Source organism: Paenibacillus sp. Dod16, assembly GCF_049893405.1.
Taxonomy (GTDB): domain Bacteria; phylum Bacillota; class Bacilli; order Paenibacillales; family Paenibacillaceae; genus Paenibacillus_AQ.
In genome coordinates this window covers 78,317-90,973 of sequence record NZ_JBNDYG010000004.1, presented here as the reverse complement: position 1 = coordinate 90,973, position 12,657 = coordinate 78,317, and the positions used below count along the sequence as shown (strand labels likewise).

Here is a 12,657-nt window from a genome sequence, read left to right as displayed (position 1 = left end):
TTCTGGCTGATCTCGCTAGAATAGTGATGTGTCGTTCAGTTTTTTGGTCACCTTGTTCGCGATCAACAGCAGGATAATCGCAATGACGGACTTGAACAATGCAACGGCTTGCGCGTAGGAGTATCGTCCGTTCTGCATCCCAGTGTGGTATACGAAAATATCGATGACGTTGCTCGCGCTTTCGTTCAGCGTGTTTCGGAGCACCAAAATCTGATCGAAGTTGGAGTTCAGCACACCACCAACCGCAAGAATGAAGAGGATGGAAATGGTCGATTTGATACTGGGAAGGGTGATGTACCACATCTTCTGAAATCGACCTGCGCCATCAATCGTCGACGCCTCATACATTTCAGGCGAAATGCTGGCAATGGCCGCCAGATAGATAATCGCGGACCATCCAAGCTCCTTCCATATATCCGAGGTGATAATGATTCCCCAGAAATATTTCGGTTCAGCCAGATACGTGATCGGCTCATCGATCATATGCAGAGCCATCAAAATATTGTTGATAATCCCGATATCCGCCAGCCAGGTCATCAGAATGCCGCCCAGAATGACCCATGACAAGAAGTGAGGCAGATAAGAGATCGTCTGAATAGTCCTCTTGTATCGAACAGACCGGATTTCGTTCAGAAAGAGTGCAAATATGATCGGAAGCGGAAATCCGATAAACAGCTTCAGCAAGCTGATCCCGAGCGTGTTCCGCATAACGTTCCTAAAGTCCTCGTCTGAGAAGAACTCCTTAAAGTGCGCCAACCCTACCCATGGAGCTTCGCCGATGGACTTCACGATATTGAATTCCTTAAATGCAATGATGACACCGTACATCGGAATGTAGTTAAAGATGATCATCCACGCAACGCCAAGCAGCGCCATAATTTGGAGATGTCGTTGGCCGTAGAGCTTTCTGAGCCATCTTTTTCTGTCAAGCTTCTTCTGTACAGAAGGCTCCATCGAGGGACCGACACCGGTTTCGGAAACGTCGGCATGAAGTTGATTTTGCATGGTTATGACCTCCAGGTTGATCCTATCATTTTGAAAACCTTTACATTCTCTATGTTTATATTGTAGATCGTCCTTTCTCTGCATGAAAGGTTTCAGATTTCGTTTCAAGGGGCTCATTTTTCGGGTACACTTCGCCATTTACGAAATAATGCAACTCAAAACGAAATATTGTACCCTCTACTCATTCCAGACACAAAAAAAAGGCATGGACAGCAGCCTCTACAGCTGCCATTCATGCCTTTCCTCTTGCTCTAACGATCTTTCGCCACAAGCGATCCATCGGATCGTTAAGCGGCGTTATCGTTTTCGTCACGTATATCAAACGGTTTCCCAGTTATTCCCCTTTGTCTTCCTCACGTTGTTCCTGTTTGCTTTCGTGTTCCTGTTGGTATTTCTCACGCATCAGCTTCTGCATGATGAATTTCTCCTGATCGTTCAAGCCGCCTTGGTTATCCTGGATGATCATGTTGTCAATGTTCCTCTTCAGTACCTCGGTTTGCGTGTTCAATACATTTCACTCCTTTGAATTTTGCGTCCCTTATCCGTAAAATCATTCTGAATCAGAATGAAAGGGTACACGTATTACTAACCATTCTCCTTCCAATGAAACAGAAATAGACGGATTTACCATAAAATCCGAAGGTAGCTTCAAGAAGAATTTGTGTTTGCCCAGCGCTTTCTCTAGGTATTAGCTGCTATTTGCGCTCGATCTGAATCCCCTTAGCCAGAGATTTCTGTTGTTTGTTGGTATTAACTAGCTGCGGCAGGCTTCTCGTTTCCTTGACCATAGGGGATTGACACAAATGGCATACCGGTTCCGTGTCGAACGCAAAATCGTCCCGCATCCACCCTTTGCAGTCTTCCTTAGTGCATGCCCAAACTTCCGTTATTTCTTCAGGAATACTCTCCATCGAGTTTTTACGCGAATACATGAACGCTCCTCCTTATTCTCGTCTTAGAAAATAGAAACGCCGTATAAAAGAAAACTGCCCTTAATGTCACACATTAAGGGCAGTCTTCAATTGTAATTACAATTTAACAACGTTCTCAGCTTGTGGTCCACGGTTTCCTTCAACAATGTTGAATTCAACGCGTTGGCCTTCGTCAAGCGTTTTGAAGCCATCGCCTTGGATCGCGCTGAAGTGAACGAATACATCGTTACCGCCTTCAACTTCGATGAAACCAAAGCCCTTTTCAGCATTAAACCATTTAACAGTTCCTGTTTGCATGGGGGAATCCTCCTTGATATATATTTACATGACCTTTTTTCTTCGCAGACGGAATAAAAAAATTCACATATTGCACAAGGTTACCAGAAATGACAACCCTCTACAATATGTGAATTCAGGTCGATTTCGATATTCATATCTTAACACATTTGACTGCCGATAGCAAATACCAATGCAAAAGATTCTGCGGAAAAATTAAAGTTATTTTCTTCGGCATCATTCCGATTAGGCATGAGCAGGCATATACAACTCCCGGCATATGCCGGGAGCTAGATCTTGGGCAGGGTTTTTACGCGTAAACGTTTACTTTCGCAATTCCTCCAGCGTTTCCTTCCAGCGCTGCAGGACTTCACCGGGGTCGTGCAGCTGAAACTTTACGGCCGATGTAATATCCGCATACTTCGCGATATCCTCCCGAACAGCCACGACCTTGGCTTCAAAACGCTGCAGCGGATGCCGGGCACCCGGCAGATCGGGAAGCGCTTGAAGACGCAGCCGAACATAATGGGCCGCTCCATCATGAATCGCCACCAAGGTTGCCTGTCCTGACCGAAGAAGATTGCCAGTCGTAGCCGTTCCTTGCCATAACGCAAGTCGAAGCCGATTCCGGTCTAAGGCCAAAACCTCCCCCACGCTGAGCATGGCCGTATGCGGCCATCCCTCTTCCGTTACGCTCAATAGCATCATCGCTTCGTGCTGTTTCGATTCCAGATTACTTCCATCCAGCCATTGGTGCAGCCCTTCCGATATTGCGGCCTGTTCCGTCACAGCGCCATCGCCCCTTCAACTTATAATTTTTAACGCGCTTCGGTAAATTCCAGCCAATCCAGCTCGATTCGGCCCTTATTCACCATGAACACCAGATCCACAGGACCTTCCTCAATCGGCATAGCCTCAACCACTCTCTGGATGTGCCACTGTCCTTCGCCAGAATCAGACAAGGAGATAAGCTCAGGCTCCCGATCCCCGATCTGAAGCATGATATCCACCATACCCTCGGAAATCCGTCCCCGAATATCCAGATGAAAGATGTCTGCGGAAGCGCAATTCGCAGCATAAGCGAGCCAATCTCCCTCCCGGAGCTGCACGCATACCAGATTATCCTCTATCCACGGCTTGCCGCCTTCCGGAGCGTAGCTTGGTTTCTCTGACTTGCCCGTCATCATTCGCATCGGAACGCCGTCAGAAATCCTGAAACCGATATCCTGGCTGGCCTTCGTCTCAACATGATACGAAACGCCCTCGCCCCGATATCCGTAAAACTCCGCCGGAATCTGAATGGGCAGCCGGCGAAGCAGCGACCGTGATATGTTCGGGTAAGCATCGCAAGCTGCCAGCGGAAGATGATCCAGGTATTCGCCCAGAATCGCCTCAGCTTCAGCGGAAGAGGGCCTCTCTCCGCCTTCCAGGTAACCCGTCAGCTTCTCCCAGCCTTTCGGCATGCGAATCGAGAAAGGTGAGTTTTGAGTGTTCATCTTCTTCCAGGTCCAGAAGTTCCAGGATATGTTATGGTCCTCAAACAATCGGAATGCGCCCGTATACCACTGCGGGTTATTCTCGCCGCCTTCGCCCATGAAGATCGGCACATTCCATTCTTCGCGAAAATCCAGATACTTCTGAATGCTCTCCGTGTCGGGATTATTCCAGTACTTATGGAACTGCAGCATCAAATTATCGTCAAATTTGTCGTCAAAAATGCTCCAGTCCGTAGACCAGTGGACGCCTTCCAAAATGATCATATGGCGCTCGTCCACTTCGCGTATAGCCGCGGTGATTTCCTTATACAGCGGCATCACCCGGTCATTGTACTCGCTGAACCAGTCGGGCAGCGGTTCGTTAAGCAGGTCGTAACCGGCCACGATCCACTCGTCTTTATAGCGTCCCGCCAGCAAGCGCCATAGCGCCACCGTCCGCTCCGCGTTCCGTCGGTCCGTGAACAGCTCCGGCAAATCCCGCTCGGAATCGTCGATATTGGCGCCGGTCTGTCCGCCTGGCGCGCCATGCAAATCCAGAATAACATACAGCGAATACGTCCTGCACCAATCGATCACCTGATCAATGAGCCTCAGATGACCTTCATGATATACAAAAGGCGGGTGCTGCCCTTCCTCCATAATGAACCTCGCATTGATCGGTACTCGAATGGAATTGAAGCCTTCTGAAGCGATCTGCCGGATATCGGCTTCCGTGATATAACGCTCGTAATAGGTCTCCCAGAACGCAGCCGCCTTCTCCTCGCCGATCAGCTCCCTAACCATGCCTTCGATGCGCCGCGGACGGTCTCCCTGCTCCGGCATTTTCCACATGTATCCTTCCGGCAGCAGCCAGCTTCCAAGTCCGACTCCCTGCAGCAGAATTTCCTGACCCTCCCCATTGACTAAACGTTGGCCGTCCGCCTTAACGAAACCGTTTACTAAAGAATCTCTGGTATCCTTCATATTGTCACTCCCTCGGTTATCATGTCTGTAACGAATGTAATTGACCTGTGCTTAGCAACGACTTCCTTCCGCCCACAGACCGAACATCAAACAAAATATAACACGACGTCCCAAGGGATGAGCCTCATTGCCGAAAATCAGGGTATCATTCTGAAATATCGCCACCCGGGCAAAAAGAAAAAGGCGCTCTCCTCTTTACGAGGATTGCACCTTTCCGCTTATCAAACTTACGAAGAAACCTCCGTAGCCGGCTGGGCCGGAACAGGGTGACTTGGTGATCTTCCCTTCCGCAAGCTGCCCGGCAGTTTACCAAAAAAGATCCAGGTCCAGCTCCCGAGACGACTCATGCTGTACACCACCATATACGAGACCACAAGTGCACTGATAAGTCCGCCAGCATACCACGCCAGCAGCAGCCAGGAGTTCTCCGTCTGCGGAGGAAAGTCCCGGTAGAGGAGCAGAACCAGCGGATGCACCAGATACACACCGAAGGAATACACGCCGAGCCGCCTGAACCCGTTCAACCACCATGCCCTCTTATTCCCAAAATGGAGAGCAACCTGAAGCATGACCAGTGCGGTGGTCAACGTATGCACATTCCAGAAGGCATCGTAGAGCAGCGGATGATACTCCGTCCCCAGCAGCCGCTGATTGTATCGAAGGCCGATATGCACCAGCACGGCGCCCAGCCATACTGCCCAGAGCGCGATCCAGCCCAGCTTGCGCAGCGCCGGTCTTGCGGCAAACTGCGTTGAAGTTAGCCAATCCTTGACCCGGTCATAATAAATGCCGATCCATGCCCCGAGAAAATAATACGACAGAAACGACAGCGACCAGCTGTTCCGGTTCGTTACGTCCCACCAGGCATCATTGCCGATATAGAACAACCACTGCAGTACAATGCCGACCAGCACGCAGACCGCCGCGAAGCCGCGGAATCGCTTCAGCAGCATCAGCACGAGCGGGAACAGCAGATAGAACTGGATGTTAATGAAGATGAAATATAAGTGCGTGTAAGATTTCCCCGTTGCCAGCTTGGGCCAGAAACTCTCCAGCATTGCCGCCAGATTCGGCTCGCCTCCGCGATGATACCAGGCCACCGTAAAGAATAACACTGAGAACAGCAGGTACGGCACCAGGATATACATCAGCCGGTTTTTGAAGAACCGCGCAAGGTCACGGCCCTTGAACGGACGATGATAATAGTTATAGAACAGCACGAAGCTGCTCAGAAATATGAAGGTCGTCGTTCCAACCTTCGAGAATATGTTCAAGAAGTTATACAAGCCAAAAAAATCGTCCCCGCGCATCTGAACTGTGGCGAACGACGTCGCATGCACCATCAGCACGCCCATCATCGCAAAGCCCCGAACCAGGTCGATTTCGGTTATTTTTGCACGTTTATCCATGTTGCCTCCTTCATATGAATACGCCCCCTATTATATCTCACTCCCCACCGCTTGGATACTAAATTTTCCTAAAAGTGGCATGGAACAAGCTCCCTTTGCCATACCAGTGTAAAAAGGGCCTGGCACCAAGACAGGACACAAGCTTACATGATGCAAGCGTCCAATTCGAAGTGAATAGGAGGGGATTTCTACTGATTGAATTTAGCCGCGTCAACAAATTTTTCGGAACCTTCCATGTTCTGAAAGAAATCGACCTGACCATTTCCCAAGGGGAAGTCGTTGTCATCGTTGGACCTTCCGGCTCCGGTAAAAGCACGCTGCTGCGGTGCATCAATCGGCTCGAAAGCATTACGGATGGCGAGCTTGTCGTGAATGGCGTCAAGCTGCATGACAAGAAGATCGACATTAATACGTTCAGGCGAAATATCGGGATGGTCTTCCAGCATTTCAACCTGTACCCGCACAAAAAGGTGATCGACAATATCATTCTCGCGCCCATGAAGGTGCTGGGGATGTCCAAAGCGGAGGCAACGGAAAAAGCAATGACGTATCTGCAGCGAGTCGGAATTGCGGACAAAGCGGACAGCTATCCCTCCCAACTCTCGGGCGGCCAGCAGCAGCGGGTTGCGATTGCCCGCGGATTGACCATGAACCCGAAGATTATGCTGTTTGATGAACCGACGTCCGCACTCGACCCGGAGATGATCGGCGAAGTGCTGGATGTCATGCGTTCACTCGCCCACCAAGGCATGACCATGGCCGTGGTTACCCATGAGATGGGCTTCGCCCGCGAAGCCGCGGATCGAATCGTCTTTATGGACGAAGGCCGGATTATCGAGGATGCGCCCGCCTCCGATTTTTTCAATCAGCCGCAGGAAGAAAGAGCACGGGCGTTCCTGAGCCGCCTGCTGCATCACTAACCCGGACTTGGTGCGTAGGGGCGGAAAGAAATTGCCGCTTGGCTCTTTAGGAGCTTGCATATTAAGAGAATTCATATCTTTAAGGGGGATCTGGTGTATGAAGAAAAGATTGACGAGGACCTTCAAGTGGAGCGCGGCCCTGCTCGCTTTAGTCATCATGCTGGTCGCATCCGGATGCGGGGGTTCCGGGAATACGGACACCCTCGAGGCGATCAAGAAGCGGGGCAAGCTTGTAGCCGGGGTGAAATATGATACGAAGCTGTTTGGGCTGCAGGACCCTGCCTCCGGCAATGTGGAGGGCTTTGATATCGACATCGCCAAAGCGCTGGCCAAAAAAATTCTCGGTGACGAGACCAAAGTCGAGCTGAAGGAGGTCACCTCCAAAACCCGGATCGACATGCTGAAGAACGGGGACATTGACATCATTATCGCCACAATGACTATAACGGAAGAGCGCAAAGAGCAGGTGGACTTCAGCGATGTGTATTTTGAAGCAGGCCAATCGCTGCTCGTGAAGAAGGGAAGCCCGATCACGGGTCCGGAAAGCCTGAACAAGGATACGAAGGTGCTTACCGTAAAGGGCTCTACCTCTGCGCAAAACATCCGCGAGAAAGCGCCCGACGCGGTCATTCTCGAATTCGAGAACTATCAGGACGCCTTCACCGCCCTCAAAGCGGGACAGGGCGATGCCCTGACCACCGACAATTCCATCCTCCTCGGCATGCAGCAGCAGGACCCGAGCTTTGAGCTGGTCGGCGGCAACTTTACGGATGAACCATACGGCATGGCCATCAAAAAAGGGAATCCGGAGTTCGTGAAAACCGTCAACGAGTTGTTGAAGGAGCTGAAGGACAGCGGCGAATACGACAAACTGTATGAGCAATGGATGGGCGTAAAACCGGAATAACCGCAAGCATATAATGGTCGGCCGGGCTTAAGGCGTCAGGGCTCCAATCAGATTCCTCCCTATTATCGGGCGGAACAGCCTGGCTACTTTTGACCGGCTAAACGACCATCATCCCCCATTGGAGGTGAGGCATTTTGACCTTGTGGGATTTTAACATTCTGGTCCAGCATTGGGATCAATTCATGGCTGGCCTGGGCCAAACCATTCTCGCCAGCCTGCTTGGGCTGATCGGCAGCCTGGTGCTGGGCACCTTGATCGCCATCCTGCGGATTGCCCCATTCCGCATATTGAAAGCCATCGGCGCCATCTATGTTGAGTTTATCCGCAACATTCCGCTCTTGGTGGTTGTCTTTTTCTTTTTCCTGGGCCTGCCCTCTCTCGGCATACCGGTTGACCCGTTTACTTCGGGTACGCTTGGGCTGATGGTGTATACGGCCGCCTTCATTGCCGAAGCCATTCGGGCGGGGATCCAGGCGGTACCCTCCGGACAGTCGGAGGCGGCTCGCTCCTCCGGGCTGAGTTATATCCAGAATATGCGCTACATCATTCTTCCGCAGGCGATCAAAATCGTACTACCGGCCATCGGCAACCAATTGATCAATCTGGTCAAAAACTCCTCGGTCCTCGGCGTTATCGCCGGACTGGACCTGATGTATTATGCCGATCTGATTAACCTGAGCACCTTCAAAGGCATTCCCGTCTATACGTTTGTGGCCTTGTTCTACCTGCTCCTGACCATACCGCTCAGCCTGGCCGTCCATTACATGGAACGCCGCTTTGCGAGAAGCAATTGACGTTAAACCCAAGTTTGCCTAATAAACAGGAGGTGGCATGAGATGGATTTTATCGGTGCGTACTCCTGGCCGAATCTGCGATATCTCCTTCAAGGCTTTTGGATCACGGTGCAGGTTGCCGGCTTATCCATTGTATTCAGCTTCATCATTGGAACCGTGCTCGGGACCGTGAGATATACGAAAACACCCTTCCTGTCGAGGACAACGGCCATATTCGTGGATATAATCCGCAATCTGCCGCTTTTGCTGATCATTTTCTTCATCGGCATGGTTCTGCCCCAGACCGGGATTCGAATCCCCACCTTCTGGGCGGCCGTCGTCGGCCTAAGCACCTTTGAAGGAGCCATGATCGCCGAAATTGTCCGCAGCGGCCTCGTATCGGTGGATAAAGGCCAGATTGAAGCGGCCCGGGCCTCGGGTCTCTCTTATATGCAGACACTGCGGCACGTGATTCTCCCGCTGGCGCTGCGCCGAATGTCCCCGCCCATGGTGAGCCAGTTCATCTCGCTCATTAAAGACACATCGCTCGCCGTGATCATTTCACTGCCTGAGCTGATGCGCAATGTGCAGATTCTTAGCGGTTCCAGCTATGACTATGTAATACCCGCCCTTGTTTTTGCATCCTTGCTGTACTTCACGCTGAATTATCTTCTGTCCGTCATCGCCAGACGGCTGGAAGCAAGACAGATCTAACCTGGCCTGCTGTGCCTGCTTCTATTCTGGACTACTAACCATCATCGTGAAAAATGCAATCGACCCGCGATACGCACGCCCAGTTCAACCCTGCTCCGCAGCCATTTTGGCTTGCGGGGTATTTGCGCTTCCGGCAGAAACTAAGAATTCGATACTTAATCCTCCTCGTCTAATACATAATCATCCAAAAAGGAGACTACGAAAAAAATACAACCATTCTCCTTGCCATACGTATACAACGTATAAGAACTGCGTTTAAACGACAGGAGGATGAGAAATGATCAAAAGATTATTGTTAATTTCACTTGTTCTGGGAGTTCTCTCCGGCTGTTCCTTGGTGGACAGCGTGAACAATTCCTTGGATTATACGAAGGAAGCCACCACTTTTATAAATGAAACAACCCAATTTGCCGAATCCATTCCGGAGCTTGCCCAGCAAGCCGCCACGAATACAGATGCCAAGGAAACGCTGACCCAAGAGCTCGAGGCGATGAAAACCCGGATTTCGGAGTTTAATGGCATTGATGCCCCTGCCTTTGCGCAGTCCATCCATGAACAACTGGTCGGTTTAAACGACACGCTGCTGACCGACATCAACGGCTACATGGATCAAATCCAGAACGGAGTGACCGACTTCCAGAATTCCAATATCGTTCAAACCATCACTAAAATTAACGAAACGATGGATATGCTCCAAAATCTTCAGCCGTAATCTGCCAAGGTCATGACGATAACATAGAAGCCCTGCTCTGATGAGCGGGGCTTCTATGTTTACTAAGGTTTATGTATGTATTCATTCCTCATCTAAAAAAGGATTCCAGATTGGCAGTAAGCGTCTGCTTTACCACATATCGAATTCCGTCTTCGCCAGGCGCCATAATCCAGTATGTCCCTTGGTATCCTGCTTCATCCTTCGGGTCCCAAGCCACAATGAATTGCCATGCGTCGCCAAAGCTTTTATTATATTCTTCTCTATAACTCCCAGCCAAATTCTCCTGCGGAACCGATTCGATTGAAATATGCTGCACGCTTTCAAAAGCTCTCATCCATTCCGTAAATTCCACCATGTCCCGGGCGTACTGACCCGAAAAGTATCCCTCGTCTCCGCCCGACATCACATAAAAGGTTTCCGCATCCTCCGCCTGTGCTGCCTGATACAGCAAGGAAACGGTCTGCACCGGATTCCATACAGGCTGCTTCGCTTTTGCTGCGAGAAATGTCCTGTCTTCCGCCGTGTGCTGGATCTCTATAGCGATAAGCTCTTCCATGGTCGCCTCTCTTCCAAGCTCATAGGCCCCGGGGTAGATCGTGGATTGCTCCACCACTTTAAGCCCATCCGGGAACGCCGTCACAAACCACAAGTTATGATCGCCCTGACTAAGCTCCTCCAGCACGACCTCGGCCTGGCTGCCGTACGTAAGTGATAGCAGCTGGCGACTTTCCCGATCCAGCCCCTCCTTATCAAAAAGCTTGAATCGTTCCGGTCTCACCTCACGTTTGCCGGCCTCTTCGAACAGCACCTTCAGCATGGCGGGGGACATACGGACGCTCGCAATGTCAGCATGACGGAAATACGATGCAGAATCGTTAGCCTGAAGAGCCTCATACATGTTGAGAACCGCTTGAATCGGATCATGGTTGGACTCCCCCGCTGGCGGCTCTACTTCTTGCTTAACCTGGTGATGGCTTTGCTCTTCCGAATGGAATGCCGTACGCAAACTCTCCCTAGCTGGCGGCTGCAATTCCGATGCATTCCCGGCTTCTCCTTCGCTCGGCGTGGCGGCGGTTTGCTGTACGGATACGGATCCCGGTACCTCCTTCGTGCATGCCACCATTAACATAATCGTCATGACAGCCATAATCAGGATCTGTCCGGATCGCAGATACGGCCTCTTCCTCGTCTTCACTTCGTTCACCTCCATATATAACGAATACAATCGTATTTAGGATTGGCGCTGCACCGATCTCTTTATATTCATCATCGTCATAACAGTGGGGAATGTTTATCATTGTAGATGAAAAAAAAGCTCCAGCCAGATCTAAAGACCTGCAGTGGGAGCTCCTTTTCATATTATGCATCATTTAAAATTGATTATAGCTTACAAATTCCAATACCGGCTTGCGATAGCCCCGGGGACGTGGCTTTCTTGCATCCTCCTTGCCAATCGCGATCAGCATGGCAGGCACATAAGAATCCGGAATGTTCAGTTCCTTCTGCAGAATCTCGGGATCAAAACCGATCATCGGGCAGGTATCCCACCCCTTGTCCTTGGCCACCATCATCATTAACATCGCGGATAGGCTGGCATTGCGGATGGCTTCATCCCTCATGAAGGATTCTCCGCCCGCTTCATAAAAGTTCGTGACGGATTCAACCGTCATGTCATATTCGAGCTTGTCGATCACGCCCAAATTCAGAAAACCCTCATTCATTCTCCCGATCTCCCGGTAGGCCTGCTGATTTCCCAGCACAACGATGACGGCCGACGCGGTGAGTATCTTATGCTGCTTGTGGGCGGCTTCGTAAACCTTGTGCTTGACATCGGGATCCTTAACTACAACATAGTGTGTATGCTGCAAATTAAAAGCCGAAGGCGCATATTTAACTTCATTAAATATATCATTCAAATCCTGATCCGGAATTTCGATCCCTTCCATAAACCGATTGGCCGATCTCCGGCTCTTAATTAATGTTGTCAGATCACTCATATCCGCACGCCTCCATCATCGATTAGTTAAAGATTACCGCATCCAGTGAATATGCACCTGCACCCGTGAATACAAGTGCAACTGCGACTGCGATCAACAGCAGATTATACTCGTACCCATTCGCTGTAGACCAATACCCGTTTCGGCCATGCACCTTCACGATTGCGCCCAGCATCGTCAGCGTGATCAGCGCTGCACCGAGCACCGTGAGAAATCCAGCCGCGAACAACAGCCCGCCAACCAGCTCCATCAGTCCTGACAACACCGCAATTGTGACACCAGGCTTAATGCCAACCGATTCCATCCAGCCGCCGGTCCCTTTGGGGCCGTAACCGCCAAACCATCCAAACAGCTTCTGCGCGCCGTGCGCCATGAACGACAAACCAACCACCAAACGAAGTAACAACAATCCAATATCTATAGCCATTTTATTCGCCTCCATTTTATTTTTCATTTTCATAATTTATAGAAATCCATCGACACCGTTCACCGATATCTTGATTTAAAGATATATACATATAGAATGATTAACCAGCTTCATCTTCGCTAACGT

The 12,657-nt window shown here is 50.4% G+C and carries 15 protein-coding genes; 5 read left to right on the top strand and 10 right to left on the bottom strand.

Going from position 1 to position 12,657, the window contains the following annotated elements:
• Positions 1–15: 15 nt before the first annotated feature.
• From ACPV3A_RS04350 to ACPV3A_RS04320, 7 genes are all read right to left on the bottom strand, one after another.
• Positions 16–1,005, bottom strand: a complete 990-nt coding sequence (locus ACPV3A_RS04350) for an ABC transporter permease (RefSeq protein ID WP_194540674.1) — start codon at positions 1,003–1,005, stop codon at positions 16–18.
• A 334-nt stretch (positions 1,006–1,339) separates the two neighbouring features.
• Complete coding sequence (locus ACPV3A_RS04345) at positions 1,340–1,513, bottom strand: hypothetical protein (protein ID WP_181469830.1); 174 nt, start codon at positions 1,511–1,513, stop codon at positions 1,340–1,342.
• Between the two features lie 187 nt (positions 1,514–1,700).
• The gene (locus tag ACPV3A_RS04340) at positions 1,701–1,937 is read right to left on the bottom strand and encodes a cold-shock protein (RefSeq protein ID WP_071222231.1); all 237 of its coding nucleotides are present in this window, start codon (positions 1,935–1,937) and stop codon (positions 1,701–1,703) included.
• Between the two features lie 96 nt (positions 1,938–2,033).
• On the bottom strand, positions 2,034–2,234 hold the full coding sequence (gene cspD / locus ACPV3A_RS04335; RefSeq protein ID WP_006207896.1) for a cold-shock protein CspD: 201 nt from the start codon (positions 2,232–2,234) through the stop codon (positions 2,034–2,036).
• Between the two features lie 303 nt (positions 2,235–2,537).
• Positions 2,538–3,002 carry a pyridoxamine 5'-phosphate oxidase family protein gene (locus ACPV3A_RS04330; RefSeq protein WP_426198291.1) on the bottom strand — a complete coding sequence of 155 codons (465 nt, stop codon included), beginning with the start codon at positions 3,000–3,002 and terminating at the stop codon, positions 2,538–2,540.
• Between the two features lie 29 nt (positions 3,003–3,031).
• Positions 3,032–4,672, bottom strand: coding sequence for a glycoside hydrolase family 5 protein (locus tag ACPV3A_RS04325; protein WP_426198290.1), 1,641 nt, complete (start codon positions 4,670–4,672; stop codon positions 3,032–3,034).
• Positions 4,673–4,899: 227 nt separating this feature from the next.
• The gene (locus ACPV3A_RS04320; protein WP_426198289.1) at positions 4,900–6,081 is read right to left on the bottom strand and encodes an acyltransferase; all 1,182 of its coding nucleotides are present in this window, start codon (positions 6,079–6,081) and stop codon (positions 4,900–4,902) included.
• Between the two features lie 170 nt (positions 6,082–6,251).
• On the opposite strand from ACPV3A_RS04320, the gene ACPV3A_RS04315 reads away from it, so the two are divergent.
• The 5 genes from ACPV3A_RS04315 (at position 6,252) to ACPV3A_RS04295 (ending at position 10,107) form a co-directional block, all read left to right on the top strand.
• Positions 6,252–7,001 (top strand): amino acid ABC transporter ATP-binding protein, encoded by a 750-nt coding sequence (locus tag ACPV3A_RS04315; RefSeq protein WP_426198288.1) that lies wholly within the window; start codon positions 6,252–6,254, stop codon positions 6,999–7,001.
• 97 nt (positions 7,002–7,098) lie between these two features.
• Entirely contained in the window at positions 7,099–7,908 is an 810-nt protein-coding gene (locus ACPV3A_RS04310; RefSeq protein WP_426198287.1) for a glutamate ABC transporter substrate-binding protein, read from the top strand.
• Positions 7,909–8,042: 134 nt separating this feature from the next.
• Positions 8,043–8,702 carry an amino acid ABC transporter permease gene (locus ACPV3A_RS04305; RefSeq protein WP_083397713.1) on the top strand — a complete coding sequence of 220 codons (660 nt, stop codon included), beginning with the start codon at positions 8,043–8,045 and terminating at the stop codon, positions 8,700–8,702.
• A gap of 42 nt (positions 8,703–8,744) precedes the next feature.
• A complete protein-coding gene (locus tag ACPV3A_RS04300) occupies positions 8,745–9,395 on the top strand; it encodes an amino acid ABC transporter permease (RefSeq protein ID WP_426198286.1) in 651 nt (216 codons plus the stop codon).
• Positions 9,396–9,672: 277 nt separating this feature from the next.
• Positions 9,673–10,107: a DUF6376 family protein gene (locus ACPV3A_RS04295; protein WP_220686738.1), complete on the top strand. Its 435-nt coding sequence runs from the start codon at positions 9,673–9,675 to the stop codon at positions 10,105–10,107.
• 88 nt (positions 10,108–10,195) lie between these two features.
• Here the strand turns inward: ACPV3A_RS04295 and ACPV3A_RS04290 are convergent, their stop codons facing one another.
• From ACPV3A_RS04290 to ACPV3A_RS04280, 3 genes are all read right to left on the bottom strand, one after another.
• Positions 10,196–11,302 carry a hypothetical protein gene (locus ACPV3A_RS04290; protein ID WP_426198285.1) on the bottom strand — a complete coding sequence of 369 codons (1,107 nt, stop codon included), beginning with the start codon at positions 11,300–11,302 and terminating at the stop codon, positions 10,196–10,198.
• Between the two features lie 175 nt (positions 11,303–11,477).
• The gene (locus tag ACPV3A_RS04285) at positions 11,478–12,104 is read right to left on the bottom strand and encodes a nitroreductase family protein (RefSeq protein WP_426198284.1); all 627 of its coding nucleotides are present in this window, start codon (positions 12,102–12,104) and stop codon (positions 11,478–11,480) included.
• Between the two features lie 22 nt (positions 12,105–12,126).
• Positions 12,127–12,531: a DoxX family protein gene (locus ACPV3A_RS04280; RefSeq protein ID WP_113059259.1), complete on the bottom strand. Its 405-nt coding sequence runs from the start codon at positions 12,529–12,531 to the stop codon at positions 12,127–12,129.
• Between the last annotated feature and the right edge of the window lie 126 nt (positions 12,532–12,657).

Coding starts and splice junctions, on each gene's coding strand:
- ACPV3A_RS04350 (WP_194540674.1), bottom strand. CDS start 1,005: ATGCAAAATCAACTTCATGCCGACGTTTCCGAAACCGGTGTCGGTCCC.
- ACPV3A_RS04340 (WP_071222231.1), bottom strand. CDS start 1,937: ATGTATTCGCGTAAAAACTCGATGGAGAGTATTCCTGAAGAAATAACG.
- cspD (WP_006207896.1), bottom strand. CDS start 2,234: ATGCAAACAGGAACTGTTAAATGGTTTAATGCTGAAAAGGGCTTTGGT.
- ACPV3A_RS04325 (WP_426198290.1), bottom strand. CDS start 4,672: ATGAAGGATACCAGAGATTCTTTAGTAAACGGTTTCGTTAAGGCGGAC.
- ACPV3A_RS04320 (WP_426198289.1), bottom strand. CDS start 6,081: ATGGATAAACGTGCAAAAATAACCGAAATCGACCTGGTTCGGGGCTTT.
- ACPV3A_RS04310 (WP_426198287.1), top strand. CDS start 7,099: ATGAAGAAAAGATTGACGAGGACCTTCAAGTGGAGCGCGGCCCTGCTC.
- ACPV3A_RS04300 (WP_426198286.1), top strand. CDS start 8,745: ATGGATTTTATCGGTGCGTACTCCTGGCCGAATCTGCGATATCTCCTT.
- ACPV3A_RS04295 (WP_220686738.1), top strand. CDS start 9,673: ATGATCAAAAGATTATTGTTAATTTCACTTGTTCTGGGAGTTCTCTCC.
- ACPV3A_RS04285 (WP_426198284.1), bottom strand. CDS start 12,104: ATGAGTGATCTGACAACATTAATTAAGAGCCGGAGATCGGCCAATCGG.
- ACPV3A_RS04280 (WP_113059259.1), bottom strand. CDS start 12,531: ATGGCTATAGATATTGGATTGTTGTTACTTCGTTTGGTGGTTGGTTTG.